Annotated in this window: 20 protein-coding genes; 13 read left to right on the top strand and 7 right to left on the bottom strand. The window is 43.2% G+C overall.

All coding sequences use genetic code 11. From position 1 onward, the window contains the following. Positions 1-5 precede the first annotated feature (5 nt). Positions 6-1,019 (bottom strand): serine/threonine protein kinase, encoded by a 1,014-nt coding sequence (locus EXM22_RS02540; RefSeq protein WP_149485007.1) that lies wholly within the window; start codon positions 1,017-1,019, stop codon positions 6-8. Next, positions 1,009-2,004 carry a hypothetical protein gene (locus EXM22_RS02535; protein WP_168203309.1) on the bottom strand — a complete coding sequence of 332 codons (996 nt, stop codon included), beginning with the start codon at positions 2,002-2,004 and terminating at the stop codon, positions 1,009-1,011. The genes EXM22_RS02540 and EXM22_RS02535 overlap by 11 nt, the downstream gene beginning before the upstream one ends. Before the next feature lie 161 nt (positions 2,005-2,165). Between EXM22_RS02535 and EXM22_RS02530 the strand changes: the two genes are divergently transcribed. Next, complete coding sequence (locus EXM22_RS02530; RefSeq protein WP_149485005.1) at positions 2,166-3,386, top strand: tetratricopeptide repeat protein; 1,221 nt, start codon at positions 2,166-2,168, stop codon at positions 3,384-3,386. 2 nt (positions 3,387-3,388) lie between these two features. On the opposite strand, the gene EXM22_RS02525 is transcribed toward EXM22_RS02530, so the two are convergent. Beyond that, positions 3,389-4,516 (bottom strand): GGDEF domain-containing protein, encoded by a 1,128-nt coding sequence (locus EXM22_RS02525; RefSeq protein WP_149485004.1) that lies wholly within the window; start codon positions 4,514-4,516, stop codon positions 3,389-3,391. A gap of 85 nt (positions 4,517-4,601) precedes the next feature. Here EXM22_RS02525 and EXM22_RS02520 point away from each other — a divergent pair, with 85 nt between their 5' ends. The 7 genes from EXM22_RS02520 to EXM22_RS02495 all read left to right on the top strand — a co-directional run bounded on the left by EXM22_RS02520 (position 4,602) and on the right by EXM22_RS02495 (position 9,073). Continuing rightward, a complete protein-coding gene (locus EXM22_RS02520; RefSeq protein ID WP_149485003.1) occupies positions 4,602-5,222 on the top strand; it encodes a histidine phosphatase family protein in 621 nt (206 codons plus the stop codon). 54 nt (positions 5,223-5,276) lie between these two features. Then, positions 5,277-6,047 (top strand): nuclear transport factor 2 family protein, encoded by a 771-nt coding sequence (locus EXM22_RS02515; RefSeq protein ID WP_149485002.1) that lies wholly within the window; start codon positions 5,277-5,279, stop codon positions 6,045-6,047. 122 nt (positions 6,048-6,169) lie between these two features. Beyond that, positions 6,170-6,334: a hypothetical protein gene (locus EXM22_RS18190; RefSeq protein WP_168203308.1), complete on the top strand. Its 165-nt coding sequence runs from the start codon at positions 6,170-6,172 to the stop codon at positions 6,332-6,334. 99 nt (positions 6,335-6,433) lie between these two features. Beyond that, positions 6,434-7,465 (top strand): hypothetical protein, encoded by a 1,032-nt coding sequence (locus EXM22_RS02510; RefSeq protein ID WP_149485001.1) that lies wholly within the window; start codon positions 6,434-6,436, stop codon positions 7,463-7,465. A gap of 152 nt (positions 7,466-7,617) precedes the next feature. After that, the gene (locus tag EXM22_RS02505) at positions 7,618-8,088 is read left to right on the top strand and encodes a chromate transporter (RefSeq protein ID WP_246157064.1); all 471 of its coding nucleotides are present in this window, start codon (positions 7,618-7,620) and stop codon (positions 8,086-8,088) included. Beyond that, positions 8,085-8,645 carry a chromate transporter gene (locus EXM22_RS02500; protein ID WP_149485000.1) on the top strand — a complete coding sequence of 187 codons (561 nt, stop codon included), beginning with the start codon at positions 8,085-8,087 and terminating at the stop codon, positions 8,643-8,645. The genes EXM22_RS02505 and EXM22_RS02500 overlap by 4 nt, the downstream gene beginning before the upstream one ends. Then, positions 8,642-9,073, top strand: coding sequence for an NUDIX hydrolase (locus EXM22_RS02495; RefSeq protein ID WP_149484999.1), 432 nt, complete (start codon positions 8,642-8,644; stop codon positions 9,071-9,073). The genes EXM22_RS02500 and EXM22_RS02495 overlap by 4 nt, the downstream gene beginning before the upstream one ends. Positions 9,074-9,078: 5 nt before the next feature. Here the strand turns inward: EXM22_RS02495 and EXM22_RS02490 are convergent, their stop codons facing one another. The 3 genes from EXM22_RS02490 to EXM22_RS02480 are packed head-to-tail and all read right to left on the bottom strand — an operon-like array spanning position 9,079 to position 11,179. Then, positions 9,079-9,879 carry a TPM domain-containing protein gene (locus EXM22_RS02490; RefSeq protein ID WP_210411538.1) on the bottom strand — a complete coding sequence of 267 codons (801 nt, stop codon included), beginning with the start codon at positions 9,877-9,879 and terminating at the stop codon, positions 9,079-9,081. Between the two features lie 2 nt (positions 9,880-9,881). Beyond that, on the bottom strand, positions 9,882-10,556 hold the full coding sequence (locus tag EXM22_RS02485; protein ID WP_149484998.1) for a TPM domain-containing protein: 675 nt from the start codon (positions 10,554-10,556) through the stop codon (positions 9,882-9,884). Between the two features lie 11 nt (positions 10,557-10,567). Then, positions 10,568-11,179, bottom strand: coding sequence for a LemA family protein (locus EXM22_RS02480; RefSeq protein WP_149484997.1), 612 nt, complete (start codon positions 11,177-11,179; stop codon positions 10,568-10,570). 174 nt (positions 11,180-11,353) lie between these two features. On the opposite strand from EXM22_RS02480, the gene EXM22_RS02475 reads away from it, so the two are divergent. The 4 genes from EXM22_RS02475 to EXM22_RS02460 all read left to right on the top strand — a co-directional run bounded on the left by EXM22_RS02475 (position 11,354) and on the right by EXM22_RS02460 (position 13,275). Then, on the top strand, positions 11,354-11,758 hold the full coding sequence (locus EXM22_RS02475) for a hypothetical protein (RefSeq protein ID WP_149484996.1): 405 nt from the start codon (positions 11,354-11,356) through the stop codon (positions 11,756-11,758). Positions 11,759-11,889: 131 nt separating this feature from the next. Further along, on the top strand, positions 11,890-12,540 hold the full coding sequence (locus tag EXM22_RS02470; protein WP_149484995.1) for a hypothetical protein: 651 nt from the start codon (positions 11,890-11,892) through the stop codon (positions 12,538-12,540). A 95-nt stretch (positions 12,541-12,635) separates the two neighbouring features. After that, positions 12,636-13,010 carry a C-GCAxxG-C-C family (seleno)protein gene (locus tag EXM22_RS02465; protein ID WP_168203307.1) on the top strand — a complete coding sequence of 125 codons (375 nt, stop codon included), beginning with the start codon at positions 12,636-12,638 and terminating at the stop codon, positions 13,008-13,010. A 37-nt stretch (positions 13,011-13,047) separates the two neighbouring features. Next, complete coding sequence (locus tag EXM22_RS02460) at positions 13,048-13,275, top strand: RND transporter (RefSeq protein ID WP_149484993.1); 228 nt, start codon at positions 13,048-13,050, stop codon at positions 13,273-13,275. Here EXM22_RS02460 and EXM22_RS02455 read toward each other — a convergent pair. After that, on the bottom strand, positions 13,254-14,129 hold the full coding sequence (locus EXM22_RS02455; RefSeq protein WP_168203306.1) for an AraC family transcriptional regulator: 876 nt from the start codon (positions 14,127-14,129) through the stop codon (positions 13,254-13,256). The genes EXM22_RS02460 and EXM22_RS02455 overlap by 22 nt on opposite strands. A gap of 129 nt (positions 14,130-14,258) precedes the next feature. Here EXM22_RS02455 and EXM22_RS02450 point away from each other — a divergent pair, with 129 nt between their 5' ends. Beyond that, on the top strand, positions 14,259-17,372 hold the full coding sequence (locus tag EXM22_RS02450; protein ID WP_149484991.1) for a glycoside hydrolase family 2 TIM barrel-domain containing protein: 3,114 nt from the start codon (positions 14,259-14,261) through the stop codon (positions 17,370-17,372). Positions 17,373-17,563: the final 191 nt, after the last annotated feature.

The following is a 17,563-nucleotide window of genomic DNA, read 5'->3' as shown; positions in this document are numbered from 1 at the left end:
GAATCTCATATTACCTTTTCAATAAAATCAACGATTTCCTGATATTGGTTTTGAAGATCTCTGATCTCATTTTCCCAGAACCCATCACTTCCCCAGTTAGGAAAACTTTTTCTGAAACTGAAATCCTCTTTTTGTCTGGCACACCAAGCCAGAAAATAGACCATTCGCATGGCTCTTAAGGGTTCTACAAGCCCCAAGGAGGAAGGGTTTAGAGGTCGGAATTCCTGATACCCTTCGAGGAGCATAAAAAATTCCTTCCGGCAGGATGCGGCATGACCAGGCAGAAGAAGCCAAAAATCCTGAACAGCCGGGCCCATGGCCATGTCATCAAAATCGATAATCATGAGACCGTCATCCATTCTGTCCAGAATATTCCCGCAATGAAAATCTCCATGAATACGGATTTCTTCCACCCCGTCAAAAAGGGGAGTAATCGTTTGGCGAATATTTCCAACAACAGATTCAAACCGTCCAGCCAAACTGGAGGGTATATGCTTCATCAGGTCCTGACAGTCTTTCGAAAAGGTTCCCAAAGGATGTATTCGGGGTCGATGAAGGGCCTTGCAACGATCACCGGCACAATGCATTCTCCCTATGAGCTGACCCAGGCGATACCATTGATCATCGTCTTCTTTAAATTCCCAGAGTCTCCCACTCTTGTATGGGAATAGAGAAAATCTGATGCCATCGGCTGTTTTTCCTAATGTTTCATCTTGCTTCAGATACTCAGGAAGAGCAAGTGGAATATCCATTTCACCACAATCTTCCATAAAGTCATGTTCTTCCAGGATCGCTTCATCGGACCATCGGCCGGGCCGGTAGAATTTGACAACATACCGGTCATCCTCTTCATCCCGAAGCTCATAGACCCGGTTAATATAACTGGGAAGTTGCTGTACCAGTGGAATAAGAGACAAATCTGTTTGTTCTTCAACACTCTCTATGATGAGCTGAGGAGTCAAAGAGTCAAAATCACCAGTTTTTGGAGCTTCATGGGACATACTATGATTAGCCAACATTCTTTGAACTGGATAGAGCCGTAAAACACCATTCAGGCATATTGTAAAGGGCGGATAAGATCAGTGTATTTGAATCCCATGCGGCGATTCTTTTATCTGTGACAATATACCGCGTATCTCCAGTTCCCGGTGTCCATAGGGTATTTTCATCCAGAGTAAACTGAGCGGATTTTTCATCATTTAAATCATAAAAATACAGCATGGAATCATTTTCAAAGGGTTTGATCATCAGGCAATTACCATCCTGGGAAAAGACTCCCCTCCCTTTCTCGACCACCCGGGACTTCATGACCTGTCCGTTTTGATTCATTTTGATGAGAATGGATGTTTCCGCCGGATAGATCAGCCAATCCCTGCAACTACCCGGTGTATGAATGAAAAAATCATCCCCATAAGGGAGCATATCCAGAATGCAAGGGACAGAGGCAATATGGGCCAAATGCCTATAATCCTCTGAAGCCAGAGGAGTTGGATGTTTTGAAAAAGAATACCCCTCTAGCCTCTGAACGGCGATGGAAAAGAAATAGGCTTCAGAAAATACCGACTTATGTGCCATCAGGAGGGACCCGTTGGGCATAGAACGAATGAAAGTCACCGGATTAGCATCAAAGAAGAGACGATCATCCTGAGAGTCCATCCTGATCTTCTCTTTAATGGGTTTGCTCTTAAAAGTCTTCCATAAATGGATTTCATCGCCGGCTAGGATTCCAAAGGACAGAATGGTTGAAGCAAAAAGGACTACTGGTCTGTTGGTGATTCTATCAGAAGAACCTGGATTTAGATTTTTAAGGATCAGTCTGCCTTGCTCCTGTCCCTCTTTGTAATCGACCAAAATCCATAATTGTTGAGCAGAGTTATATAAGAGCAGAACATAAACATCAGAATTGAGGCAAAGAATCTGCTTGATCTCTTCTTCATCCCTCGTCTTATAAAGACTGATTTTCTTCTGCAAAGCTCTCAATTTACCACTCGTCCTTATAGACATGTTTTTAATAACTAAATCTTTGACCAGAATGAAAGGACTTGTCAAGGCAATTTAATATTGGAATATACTTTCTTGCAAAGGGTCACGTTGAGTTAGAAACGGATCTTATCAAGAAAAATGAGAAAGGATATACTGAAGGCATTCTGCACTAAGGACATGACATGATTCCAATCAAAAAAGCCCTCTTCATCTTCACATTGTTTTTAATGAGTATGAGTATTTATGCTACAGATATGGCTCTTTCATCTGAATCAGTTCTCGCCAGAGTAGATGATTTGATAGCAGATAAAAAATATGAATCGGCATGGACACTTCTTCATGAACATGCCGAATCCCTTGACTTCGCCGATTTTATGGTCAAAAAAACGGAATTGAGCCTCCACTACTTTGTTTTGACAAACAATCATGAAATGTTTGCTTTTACTGATCTTGAAAATGGTGAAGAACTCATTGATCTAAGAAAAAGACAGGGAAATTATGACTTAAAACTCTTTGATCCTAAAGGTGGCCTTTCAATGGCCCTTGAGATGTATCCACAAAGGGCAGATCTTTACTACTGGTTGGGAGAATTTTACAATGAGGTCCTGTCATTCTATGGTAACAGCTGGCATGAAACCAAGGAGGAACTCATTCAACATGTCCAGGAGAATTTAGAAAAAGCCCTGACCCTGGGAATGGAAACCGAAGATCTATACTCCAAATTGGCACATGCGGAATTGCTGATGGGCCAATGGGAAAAAGCCTCAGAACATTTGAACAGTGCACTCAGTTACGACAGAGAGGATGGGGCTTATTATCAGAATCTTGCCCTTGCCCAACTGAATATGAACCTCTTGGCTCAGGCGGAGGTCAATGCTGAAATGGCCATTGGACTGTATGATGATCCCTATTATAAAGCCGATACCTGCTTCCTGGCCTCAACAATTGCTTTATACCGATCCAGAACAGAGTCTGCAGCAGATTACCTTAAAATGGGATTTGACCTCTCCCCAGATGATTACCGTTTTCCCGATCGTCTGATACGCCTGTTTCTCACTCAGGAAAACTATGTGGAAGCCAGATCATCCGCAGCTGATCTATTCGGCCTGTATCCAGAAAATCCAGCAACATTGACGACAATCATTCAGTATTTCTTCAATCATGACAAATTGGATGAAACTCCGTTATTTTTCGAAGAACAGTTAAAAAAATATACTGGAGATCCTGCTGTTCTCGGAAACCTTTATTTTCATCAGGCCGTAGCCGCCCAATACCAGGGCTTAGATGACCAGGCTCTCGCGTCCTTTGAACTCGCCCGGAAGGAATTCTCACAGGTTTACCCGGCTGATCATGAGGTATTCAATGCCATTAAAAAACTTTTAGAAAAACAACGAGCAGAATAATCTTAGTCACAAATGACTCGGTTCCTTCCCGAAGTTTTTGCCAAAAGCAGTCTCTTGTCTGCCTTGGTCATGAGCAGATCCATGGAAAGACCTTTCTGGCTCTGAGAAATCCCTATACTGATGGTAATTGGTTTTCGAACACCGCTGAAAGAAAAGGATTCAATGGTTGTTCGAATTCTCTCTCCTAAAATACAGGCAGCACTGCTTGTGGTTTCCGGAAGTAATATGACAAATTTCTCTCCGTTAAATCGAAAGACCTTATCTGAAAGACGAATCGAGTTTCTGAGAATCACAGCCATCTCACAAAGGACTTCATCTCCCGTAACATGTCCATAACGGTCATTCACATTCTTAAAATGATCAACATCCAGAGCGGCAATACAAAAGGGACTCTCAGTCCGTTCACTCCGGGCCAATTCTTTTGAAAGCTCTTCTTTCATATGCCTTCGATTGTATAATCCAGTCAGCGGATCAGTGGCACTTTCTGTCTCCAGCATCCTATACTGTTCTTCCCGATGAATACGGTTTAAAAAATTTTCACTCCTCATTTGGTAGAGACTGAGATACAGAATCCAGCTAAGACCATAGAACACAAAGACCTGAACCACGATTGAAACATCACAACTTTCGCCCTCATTCAAGACTAGCAATGAAATAATCATCAAAAGCAGATACCCTCCCGACAAGAGCGCATAATCCCGGGGGAAAAACCAAAGGATGGAACAGGAATACATAAGAACAATGATAAAGGCTGATAGATCAGAGCTGAAGTGAAGGTCCAGATAAGTGAGAAGAATCATCCCAGCGGCAATCAGGGAAAGAAACGAGAGGAGAAAATATTTTTTCACAGATTCTGATTTGATCTTCACAATAAAGGCAAAGGGCAAAAGATAGATCAGGCAAATACCAATGATGCTGGAAAACAACACGATGTAAGTACGGATGAAGCTGTCATCCATATCTACCAGGGGGAATAATTCTATCTGACCAATGTAAACAAAAGATATCAGGATTAAAAACATGGCAAGACTTCTGATCTGCCTGAAATTGTAAACATTTTGTTCTTCACGACAGGAATCTTGTAGATATTCTGGAATCTCAAGGCTATGAATTTTAAAAAATCGCTTCATAGTATAATAGTCGGGTCACAAACCACATCAAACAAGAAAAAAATACTGGTATTTTTTTAATTTTTTTCAATATAATATCTAAGTTATGAACGAACTGTATATTATGCGCCATGGCGAAACAGAATGGAACAGTGAGAAGCGGTATCAGGGTCAAATGGATTCGGATTTAACCGAATTTGGAAAACAAGGGACTCTCCTTCAAAAAGACAAGATACAGGGTATATATTTCAAAACGGTCTATTGCAGTCCCCTGGGGCGTACCCGCTCTACCATGAATATTCTGAAACCCTGCTCCGGAGAGGTCATATATGATGCAAGATTAATGGAGATTTGCCTGGGGGCTCTCCAGGGAAAGACCCACCAGGAATTATCTGAACAAGAAAAAATCGCCCAACATACTTTCTGGTCAGACCCCGAAAACTTTGATATTGACGGCGGCGAAACTATGGTCGATCTGGAGAAGAGGGTTCAATCATTTTTAACCGACCTGAATAAGAAAGAAGGCCCGATTTTGATCATAACCCATACGGTCATTATAAAGATGATGCTTAAGATTCTTGAATCAAGACCCCTGGCAAAACTTTGGGACGCCCCTTACCTGCATCCAGGGACAATACTAGTCCTTCATAAAGACAAAAAAACCTACATCCAGGAAGTAATTCATACCCATAATGACATGCAGAAGCCTGTCAGCTATATTGCCTGAAAAGAATAGTGTACAATGTTCTCATACGGAATTTAGAAGAATGAGGAGAAAAGTATGGATTCAATGGTTTCTCTCAGCAGGTTCTACAAATATCTTACAGACGGCAACATTTCCTCAATAAATAAAATGTTCAATGGGGCTCTGAATGTAAATACACCCCTTTCCGGATCTCTCAAGGATGAAGAGGGACTCAATATATTAATGGATAATGAAGGGTCCTGGTTACGCAGGCACCTTATTTCCGTTGAGTTAATAACTCCCCTGAAGAGTGAAAATAGGATTGTAGTAGAACTGCAACTGATGATGAAGATAAATGGTGAAAAAATAGATCTTCCTGTCATCCTCATTGGAGACATCCGTGAAGGGCTTTTTGAGAAGATACGGATCTACCATAGCACGATACCCATTCATGGCAACTACAAACATAGAGAGACGATTTTATGGCCGCAACAACAGACCAATCCTAAAATAGTGGATGATTATCTAAAAGGGATGACCAATGGTGATCTTGAAAAGGTGATGTCTTTGTGCACTGATGATATTGTGATTCAGGAATCAAGAGGCATCAACTTCATCCACAGAGGATTGAGGGAGTGTAAACAGTTTTTTGAGGGTATTCTATCAGAAGGTCCTCCGGTTATTTCACAATCTATGTGTATGCAGGAGAACAGACATATTTGTATGGAGTTTGTTTGTCAAAGCTGGGGGAAAAATCAAGGGAATCCCATGGCTGGATGCACAGTTCTAGGCCTAAGCGAAGGAAAAGATAAGATTAAATTGATCAGGACCTACTGCGACCAGGCATCCCCGGGAATGAAGACTTAGGACCCGACCGTTATCAGACCGGCAAACAAATACATCAGCTCATGTTTTCATGTAAATAATTGGACAGCTTTCTTCAGTTGAATTAAAATGAAAATTGAATATGAGGCAAGGAAGGTTTATTTATGTCAGAAAAAAGAATCACAGTAAAAGAATTTGCAGATGAATTGACAAGACGTTTAAAGGCTGGACAGACCGTGGATTGCTGCAAGAAAGAACTCCTAAATCTGGCGGCAATGGCAAAAGAAAGACTGGGAGATGAAAAAATCCTGGTTGATTGGAAGGATTGAAACAGAGGATTCTCAACCCAATTGTTTTAAAAATGACATTTACCACAAAGTGCATTCGGTATATGATGTTTATCATTGACGATCCAAGGAGAAATTCAATTGAAAAAGCAATTTGTGGTACTTTTACTTTTAATCCTGTCTGTATCCTTTCTGACGGCAGGGGAGACTCAGCATCAAACCAGCTGGGGTGTCGATTTTGCCTATTATCTGGATGATAACAAAGGAAAGAATAGCGACAACGGATTCGCCTGGCCCAGTTATTCTCCTGTAGAAGTTCCTGATACCTACCCTATTGGTTCCGATGAAGGAAGAGAACTGGGAAGCGGATGGGGTTCTGTAGAGCTTCAACTTTATATTGATCATACCATAACAGTACCCTTCTTACAGGGAACAAGCCCTTTAACAAAAGACAACAATATCAAATTTGGTTTCAGAGGATCTCTGGCTCCCGTAGTAGCCTATGTACAAACCAAAGCAGTGATCACACCGATTGCCTTTTTAAATTTTGAACTTGGATATTCTATTGGTTCAGGATGGTCTGGATTGGGATTTAACGGCATTGGACTGAATAATGATGGAACGGGTATCCCCGAAAGTGATCCTTTTCCCGGTGCTGTCATGGAAACATGGATGAGTGGAACCTTTCAATTCGATATGGCTGCCGTCCGCCCAGGAAAGTGGAATCATGTGGTTGTTGTGGCCAATGGTAAATTCAAGAATATGTATTTCACTGCTGCGGGTAGCGATGATGCCTGGCAATGGAAAGCCGATGATGGTGAAAATTTCAATGGGAATATGTTTTTAGGAACCTATGTTCTGGGATACCAGATGCCCCTGCAGGTGGATATGATAGGTTTCATGGTTGAAACAGAACAATATATTGGAGATGTGAAGGATAAATCTACAATGGCTTCAAATGGTTGGGGATCAGATTTTGTAGAAGTCAAATTTGGCCCCCTTGCCAACGTGACCTTTGATGAAAAGAACAGTGTCACAGCTCTACTTCAATTCAAGACAGACAGGCTGTACAGTGATGATTCCATTCACGACAACTATTATGCAACTCGGAACTATGAATCTACCTACGTTAAGATCCATCGGATTGCACTGGCCTACAAGCATAAATTTTAATGTCATTCTGCCGGTTTCAAAGCCGGCATTTTTTTAAAAAACACAAAATATACTTAAACTGGAAATCTAATGAGCAGAGATATGTCTCTTCTAAGAGAATTGTACATCATATTTTTGAGAATCGGTTCGGTTACCTTTGGGGGGGATATGCCATGCTCCCCATCCTGGACAGAGAATTGGTTGAAAAAAGAAAGTGGGTTACTGAAGAAGAACTCATGGATTATTATGCCATAGGACAATCGACCCCCGGGATCATAGCCATCAATACAGCAACATTTGTAGGCTTCAAGAAGGCCGGAATTCCCGGTGCCATAGCAGCCACTCTGGGGATGATCAGTCCTTCATTGGTCATCATTATCCTGATTGCCCTGTTTCTGGGAAACTTTGCCGAAGCTCCCTTGATGCAGAAAGCCTTAAAGGGTGTGAATATCGCCGTCTCTGTTCTTTTGATTTCATCTGTTTGGAAATTTTCCCAAAAGACCCTGAAAGACATCATGGGTGTTCTACTCTGCCTTGCTGCCTTTATAGCCGTAGGATTTGGTGGAATCTCACCCATACCCGTTGTTGCTTTATCCGCAGGGGCAGGTATCCTCCGATTTCTGATAGGAAAGAACAAGAGATGAATATACTCTCCCTCTATCTTATATTTTTTAAAATAGGCCTCTTTACCATCGGCGGAGGTTTGGCGGCTCTTCCCCTCCTCCAAAATGAAGCACTCAGACGCAATTGGTTCAGCCAGGCAGAGTTTTTCCACATGGTTGCGGTTTCCGAATCGACCCCGGGTCCCATTGGTGTCAATATGGCTACCTATGTGGGATGGGAAAATGCGGGCTTACTCGGATCTCTTGCAGCCACCTTCGGGCTGGTAACCCCGTCTGTCATCATCATCGTCATTGTAGCCAGATACTTTTTTCATATCAATGAAAAACCCCTGGTCCAGTCGGCACTATCAGGACTCAGACCCGCAGTGACAGGGCTGATAGCCACAGCCGCTTACAATGTATTGACAGTAGCTGTTTTTCCCCTCCAGAATTTCTTAGAGAGCGGACTTTGGGGAGACTTGTTTGATCCGGTCACAATTCTTCTCTTTGTGACCATTGCTGTAACATACGCAAAATGGAAAGCTCATCCCATATTTTATATCGCCGGGGCAGCCCTGGCCGGAATGATCCTGTTTTGAGCAGAACAACCAATATACCGGCCAGTTACCTGGTCCTGATCCAAAATGAGAAGATCCTGCTCCTCCAAAGGAAGAATACTGGATACAGAGACGGAGATTACAGCCTCATTGCGGGACATGCAGAAGAGGGAGAGTCTTTCAGTCAGGCTTTGCTTAGAGAGGCCAGAGAAGAAGCGGGGATCATCCTTGATCCTGCAGACATTCAAACCGTCCATATTATGCATAGAAACTCCGATGATTCGGTCCGCCTGGATGCGTTCTTTACATCCAGCCGTTGGAAGGGTGAAATACAGAACAGGGAACCCGATAAATGCTCCGATCTATCCTGGTTCCCCTTAGAGGATCTTCCTAAGAACACAATACCTTACATAAAAGAGGCACTGGATCACATACAAAAGGGAGTCTTTTATAGTGAATATGGCTGGTAAAAGATCTACCAGCCTCCGGAGGCACCACCGCCTCCAAAACCACCGCCGCCACCGCTGAAACCTCCGCCCCCGAATCCTCCTCCGCCTCCGAAGCCACCACTACGGAAACTGCTGCCACCGCTGGTAAAACCTCCCCGACGGGAAGAACCCAGGAGGGAATTCAAAATCAGAAGCTGAAAAAGTCCACCTCTGCGTCTTCCCCCCATGCGTCCGAAGGAATTAAAGATCACCACAAAAAGGATCAAAATAAACTGTATGGGTAGAGCACCCCCTGAGGAACGACTCTGGCTTGTCTGGGACTTACTGAGAGCCTCAGCACTGATATCCACATCTCCTTTTACCACATTGGCAACGACCTCTGTGCCGGCAAGGATTCCACTGGCAAAATCCCCTTTTGTAAAGTAGGGAATCATCACTTCTCGGACGATATAGCCGCTTTTTGCATCTGTCAGCTCCCCTTCCAGACCATAACCCACTTCCAGACGTACCTTCCTGTCTGCCAGGGCCAATAATAGAAGAATCCCGTTATCATTACCGGCCTTGCCAAGCTTCCATTTGTCTACTGTGCGAATAGAAAACTCTTCAAGGTCTTCGCCTTCCAATCCCGGGATTGTGAGGACTGCCATTTGGATTCCTGTCTGACTCTCCAGAGCCGAAAGAGTGGCGTCAAGTTCCTGAACCTGGGAAGTGGAGAAAATCCCGGCTTCATCATTGACCCTCCCACTCAGAGAAGGAACGTCTAAAGCCATAATAGAGTTGGGAAGAAGAAGGGCGACCAAGAAGAACGCTGTCAATCTATGCTTCATTTTTATTCCTCCAGAATGACGATGCCGTCACTCAGTTCGTTAACATCATTTTCCGAGACGGGAAATTGAGCTTTCAAAATATCTCCGCATCGAAGAACAGCATTTTGCAGACCATTGGATAGATCTCGTTTTGAAAGGCTCTCGCTGAGGTCCCGAACAATGTCCTGCCATTCATTTCCGGAGATTTTCGAATGAATCCCCTTGTCGGCTATCAATTCTACTCGGCGTTCCATCAAAGAGATAAAAATGAGAATACCCGTACCATCTTTGGTCGAATAAACATCCGATTCGGTAAAATGCTGCAAGGCTCTGGCCCGTACGCATTTGTTCATGACAGTCCGGGGAATGATGATCCGGTCTACTGCGGGAATATTGCTGAAAAAATAGAATAAGCCTCCTGAAACAAAACTGAGGCCTCCCATAAACACAGGAACATACCAAAATGGAGCATTCCAGCTCAATGAGGATGCCATGGAACTAATGGAATCAAAAAACAGAAGCTGAATCATATAGACAAGGACTCCAAAAAAGACGGAAGCCCTCAGTTCATAAAAAGCATAATCCGAACTTTCCTGAATCAATGCCGTTGAGATTTCTCCTGAAGTAGACGATTCCGCCTTTTTAACTGCAGCGGCAATGGAAGACATTTCTTCCTGAGAGAGAATAGTTTTTTTCATAATGGCATCCTTTATTCAAATGATACGACAGGAGCCTGATCTGCGCCCTGAGAGGACTGAAAATAGGTTTTCTCATCAAATCCCATCATATTAGCAATCATGACCCTGGGAAATTGGCGAATGTACATATTGAATTGCTGCACCGACTCATTAAACCTCTTGCGTTCCACGGTGATTCTATTTTCCGTACCTTCGAGCTGGTCCTGAAGTGCAAGAAAATTCTGGTCTGCCTTGAGTTCGGGATAATTCTCGGAGATGACCATCAACCTCTGAAGGGCGCTTCCCAGCTCACTCTGTGCCTGCTGAAAACGCTGAAAGCTTTCCGGGTTATTCAGAATGTCATCCGAGACCTGTAGGGTCCCTCCCGCTTTAGATCTGGCTTCTGTTACAAGGGCAAAGGTCTCTTTTTCATGAGAAGCATACCCTTGAACTGTATTGACCAGATTCGGGATTAAATCCATCCGCCTCTGATACACATTTTCTACCTGGCTCCAGGATGCAGAGACTGATTCATCAAGCACAACCATGTTATTATATGTTCCCTTGAATGATCCATAACCCATCAATATCAGAACCAGAATAACGGCCAAAATGATCCAGCCGGTTTTTATTTTCTTATTCATTTGTATCCTCCATTAACAATATAAGTAGAAGGATGAATATGGTCTATCAAAAAAGTGGATACCCTTCTACTTTCTTTTTACAGAAAGAATGGTTCTCATATCAATAATGAACTATATTACTATATAATGAATTTTTAAATTCAAATACAACAATATTATTTTTAAGGATAAATCATGGCTAGAAGACAATTAGACGCTGTATATTTTCTGCAGTTCTTCCTCGGAATCTCTCTCTTTGTATTTGGTATCATGGCGCTGAACGGTTACAATTCGACTGGACAGGAAGTCATGAGGGGATTAAATAAAGTATTCGGAAAATCAAACAATCTATTTCCTATTATTTTTGGTATCGTACAGCTTGCAGCCGGAGCTCTATTGATTGTGAAACTCTTCATTGATATAGATTCCGGAATTTTCAGGATAATTCATCTTGCTATCTGTATTCTCTGGGCCATCAGCATTGTGATGAATTTCTTTGTGTCAAACCTTATGGAACCCGATTTGATAAGATGGTTGGGAGCATTGGCACCTCAACTTGTAATCCTTCTCTCTTTGTGGATAGTGGGCGAAGAAAGGTAAAGCAACAAGACTGTTTATGACTGTTCTGAGTTCATAAACAGTCTTATTTTTAAATTGTAATATTCCTGTATTCTGTTAGACTTTAAGTTAATCATGAGTGAAATTGATTCTGATCTGTATCGGAGCAGCATATGGGAAGAGTAAACTTTACGAATGCCCTGAATTACCCACCCTGGATCGGCAGACATTACGGGGCAAAAGAAAAATTGAGGAAACTCATAGTTGGGCGAAGCTATTATGATGCCCGGTATAGGGACAAGACAATAGAGCAGTACATAACTGATCTGACCAGAAACAAAGTCAACGACCCCTATTTTACCGCTCTGGAAATTGTTCTATCAGAAAGAAATCACTGGAAGTCGGGTCTGGGAGGACTAAAGCTGGATAGGAAAAAATTCTGGAACAGTTTCTGTTATCATCAATTTATCCAGGGAATACTGGAAGACGGTTTCTCCCCCATTAATAAAAACATATGGAAACAGGGACAGGAGTTTTACAGGGAAGTTCTGACTTCCCTTCAACCCGATATCGTGGTGATGGTTGGAAATGATGTATTCAACAACATGCCCACTCTGGGCGGTAGAACAGGACCAACATACACCTGGCAGGGGATAAATATGAGAACCTGGATACTGACCATTGGTAGCAATGAATGTCAGATTGCTGAAATAGACAGTCCCAGAGGTTCATCTTTTAATACTGAAATATGGAAAGAACTTTATCACCAGTTTATTTCAGACTATAAGAACAAGCATAAATTATCAGATTTCTCATCCCTTTGAATCAAAGGCATACCTCAGCAATTTACTTCTATATTGACAACATATGTTTTTTCATATATATTCTGAATAACCAAAACGAATCAGGAGAGCTTTTAGTGAATAGGGAAGATGAAGCATTAGAACATTTTACTCACAAAAACCGTAAAGTCAGGGTCAATTGTGCCCAGGCCATCTTAAAGACCTACCATCCCACCGGACTGGAGCTGGAAAGTGAACTGGTTCAGGAATTTAAGCAATACGGCCACGGAAAAGCTCCCCAGAAGTACTGCGGCGCCTATTTTGCCGCATCCTTTCTTCTAGAAACACACAAACCAGATAAAATGGAAGACTTTGATACCTGGTTCACCAAGGAAGCTGGTTCGAGGGTATGCAAAGAAATAAGAAAAGGTAAAAAACTGAACTGTAACGGTTGCGTTCTCCATGCAGGACGTTTTTTGAATGACGTATTTCCGGTGCACAACGCATCTTAATGACAATTGAATAAGAGACGATATACAAGGAGAATATATGTTTTCATTTTTGGATAAAATTGAATACCCTTTGCTGATCATGGCATCTGTTCTGATGCTCTTGGCCCCTTTTACACCCATGCCCCATGTTGTTGAAAAACTGATCATGCTCAGGGAAGGAACCCTCAAAAAGGCGATTGATATATTTGATCTATTTTACCACTTTGTACCAACTGTCCTTCTGATCATCAAACTCATTCGGGACTACAACATATCCAAAGCCTGATTCCTACTGGCTCCCCTGTAGTCCCGGGGAGACCAACCAGTGATTCTGCGGAACTGGGCAGAAAACTCATAAGGGCTTTTATACCCCAATGCCATTGCCGTTTCTTTCACACTGAAGCGCCCAGCTCTTAACAAACGGCAGGCCTCGTCCATTCGGCGTTGTATGATATACTGCCCGGGAGAGACTCCCATTTTCTTAACAAAAGCCTTGCGGAAAGACTCATATCCCCACCCTTTGGATCGGCAGTATTCCTGCAGATCAATTCTTTGTTGAATCATACTCGTAAAATCCTGACAACTCATTTCAATCCGCTTCCATAGAGAGTCATCCCCTTCCCGGACTCGGTCTAGAAGAGAGGCACAAAATTGCAGGATTTCCATGCTGATGCGAGGCAGGTCCCGCTCCAAAGTAGACTCAAGAGACTTCAAAATTTTAAAGATACCCTCTTCTACTCCACTATAAGGTGGTGTCCAATACACAGGTTCAGTGGGGATAACAACACGCATAGAAACTAAGGCCCTAAAAATATCTTCTCCTAAATCCAAAAAGCACTCCCACCAATCACTTTCAGGATCAAGAATCGTTGAATGGGCCACACCCGGAAATCTCTGAAACAGGCAACCCGGTTCAAGGGGAATTTTCAAGCCTTTATCCGGTCCTTCATCAATCTCATAATACCCATGTCCCTTTATGACATAGACAAGGGCATAGGTGGAAAACTGCGAATGAAACTGATCCGTATGAATCCCCTTTTTGTTCATAAAACCGCAGCCAATGCGTTGTCTTTTTAGAGGATCTCCCAGAGAACGGAAGATCAGTTGTTCCTTCATATTTTCAATTCCAGGAAATACCATAATACACATTATATATACCAGAAATCCCATTTTGTCCTGTTAACAGCCATGATAAACCAATTATTGAGGTCAATTTTTTCCTTTTAAAAATGATTATTATCCCTTTAGACTAAGTTTAAGGAGCTTTACATGTCGTTTTCCCCCCTGGCAATGCACAAACCATGGATTCAGCCCGAGTTGCCATCCGTATCTACCATTTTACCTAGAGCCCCCCTATTTCCCTTTCCAGATGCACTCAGTGCCAGAACACAAAAACCCGAAGAGTCCCCCTGGGTTAAAAGCTTGAATGGAGAATGGGATTTTCTATTGAAATCCAAACCGGAAGATGTGATTCCCCAGGATATAATAAACGTCCCAGAGGGCAGCAGAAAAATCAAAGTTCCGGCCAATTGGACCATGGAAGACACAGGAGACGATCCCTGGTATACAAATGTCCAGATGCCCTTTACAAATAAGCCCCCCTATATTCCCGAAGAGAATCCTACAGGGATTTATCACAGGAGTTTTTACCTGCCCGAAGGCTGGTCAGCAAGGCGCACAGTCATCCACTTTGATGGTGTAGAAAGTGCTTTTTTTCTCTATATTAATGGAAGAGAAGTCGGCTTCAGTAAAGATTCAAGGACCCCTGCCGCCTTTGACATAAGCCCTTATGTACAAGAGGGGGTAAACAGTCTCTGCGCTGTTGTTATCCGCTGGTCTGACGGCAGCTTTATGGAAGATCAGGATCACTGGTGGATGGCCGGTATCTATAGAAATGTCTACCTTTATTCAACAGAAGAACAGAGGATCGCCGATCTCTTTGTCAAAGCCGAACCCCTTGAATCCGGAAAAGGCAGATTGGATTTGATTATCCAAACAGATTCCAAAATCTCATCCTCACACCCTTATGACCTTATAGCCTCGTTGCACGACAAAGAGGGGGCTCTTATCCTAGACATTCCAGATTTGGGAAGTACCCGGTTCAGAGATGTACGTCATAGGGAAAAAGACAGAGGCGGCAGCAGAGAAATCAGACGGACCATTGAAGTGGATGGAGTGATTCCCTGGTCATCCGAAAATCCTCAGCTCTATACGCTCAGCGTAAGTCTTATAGCTCCAGGCGGGAGGACTGTAGAAGCCGTCAGCTGCCGGACAGGTTTCAGAAAAGTCGAAATAAAGAACAGGGAACTCTTAATCAACGGCAAGGCAGTGATGATCAAGGGGGTCAACCGCCACGAGCATGAACCTGAAACGGGAAAAACAGTAACGAGAGAGGGGATGATCAGGGATATTGAACTTTTAAAACAATTTAATTTCAATGCAGTTCGGACCTCTCATTATCCCAATACCCCCGAATGGTATGATCTTTGTGATGAATACGGAATTTACCTCGTAGATGAAGCCAACATAGAAACCCATGATTATTATGATCTGATCTGCAGGGATCCCCGGTTCAGTTCCGCCTTCTTAAACAGAGTCCAGAGGATGGTCCATAGGGACAAGAATCACCCCTCTATCATCATGTGGTCCCTGGGGAATGAATCTGGATACGGACCAAACCATGATGCCTGTGCCGGTTGGATACGCCGCTATGACAACACAAGAGTTCTCCACTATGAGGGAGCCGTCCGCCCCGAATGGGGACAGGGAACTCCTGTACATGAATCAGGATGGGGGGCCTTTGCCACAGACATTTACTGTCCCATGTATGAGTCGGTGGAACAAATGGTTCATTTTGCCACACAAGTGGAAGATCCTCGTCCCTACATAGCCTGTGAATACTCCCATGCCATGGGTAACAGCAACGGCAGCTTGAAAGATTACTGGGCTGCTTTTGAAGCAACAAAAGGTCTGCAGGGAGGATTCATTTGGGACTGGGTGGACCAGGGACTGACAAAGAAGACCGATGACGGGAGGGAATACTGGGCTTATGGGGGCGATTATAATGAGCTGGTACACGATTCTGATTTCTGTATCAACGGACTCATCTGGCCTGACAGGACACCTCATCCGGCACTTTGGGAGTGTAAATATTTAAAACAGCCAATTAAAATATCTCTTTTGACAAGTGAGGATCATCCCGGTGTACTGGAAGTCCTAAACAAACAGGATTTTACTGATGTCGCATGGCTCAGAGCCGAATGGGAGTTGCGGAAGAACGGAGAGCCTCTGTTCGAAGGAGCATTAACACTTCCTCCATTAAAACCGGGGGAACACTCCCGTATTCCCATGCCCTGCGCCTGGCCAACAGCCGAGATAGGTATTGAATATCATTTGAATATACGAATCAGGGTGAGGGAGACACAAAGCTGGTGTCCAAAGGACCATATCATTGCAGAGGAACAGATAAGCCTGACAGAGAACTTTATTCCCCGCTCTGTCAAAGTGGAGTCTATTCAAGCAGGGTCTCTGATGGGTACTGATTCCATGACTGCTGGTGCAATCAAAGCTCAGATTGAAGAGAATAGATTATTCCTAAAGGACAGACCCGATGAGTCAGTCCTTTTGAAAGACTTGGAAATGAATCTCTGGCGAGCAGCCACGGACAACGACGGGATAAGAGAGTGGTCAGGACAGGAAGACAAACCTCTGGGTCAATGGTTGAAGTCTGGACTCAACAGATTGAAACTGATAGAAACCTCCTTCCAAAATGGGAATTTTAACAACTGTGAATCACTCCAAATCCAGAAAACTTACAAAGGGGCAGATCACATACCTCCAGTTGTGATGATCCAGAACTTAATTCCACAGGAAATGAACTGTCTCTACCTTCATACAGAAATGCGAATACCCCAGGAATATCCTACCCTGCCGCGCATCGGATTGATCATGACCCTCCCTGAGGGATATGAGCAACTCAGCTGGTTTGGAAAAGGTCCGTGGGAGAATTACAGAGACAGGGATGCCTCTTCTTTTTGTGGTGTTTACGAGCAGAGTGTCTCAGAACAGTTTGTTCCCTACATACTGCCCCAGGAGTGTGGAAACCATAGCGGAACAAGGTGGATGAAACTGAGTAACGGAGAGAAGACACTGAAGGTGGAATCTGATAGGGCCTTTGAGTTTTCAGCCTTGCATTACAGCCCTGAAGACCTTTACGCGGCCCGCCATGTGACCGATCTGAAGAAACGAAAAGAGACCTGGTTGACCCTGGATCTGCAGCAAAGAGGTTTGGGAACAGGAAGCTGCGGGCCTCAAACAAGAAAAGAGTACGAACTATCACCCGGGATCTATCGGTTTGGATTCTTTTTCACCCTAGAAGAATAATTTAAAAAAATGGAACCTTCAGGAGCCGTCGGAACAGACGGCTCCTTATATTTTCGACTATTTACTAAGCATGAAGAGAGCAATTCCTTCAATATATAGTATATTCCTGTTTACTTTAAAACCCTAGCATTATTCTATTGTATAATTTTTTATCTTATTATATTTCATTTTATTTTAACAATTTAACCAAA

Source organism: Oceanispirochaeta crateris (assembly GCF_008329965.1).
GTDB lineage: Bacteria > Spirochaetota > Spirochaetia > DSM-2461 > DSM-2461 > Oceanispirochaeta > Oceanispirochaeta crateris.
Note: the sequence above shows the minus strand (reverse complement) of the source record. Positions and strands in the feature narration are given on the sequence as shown.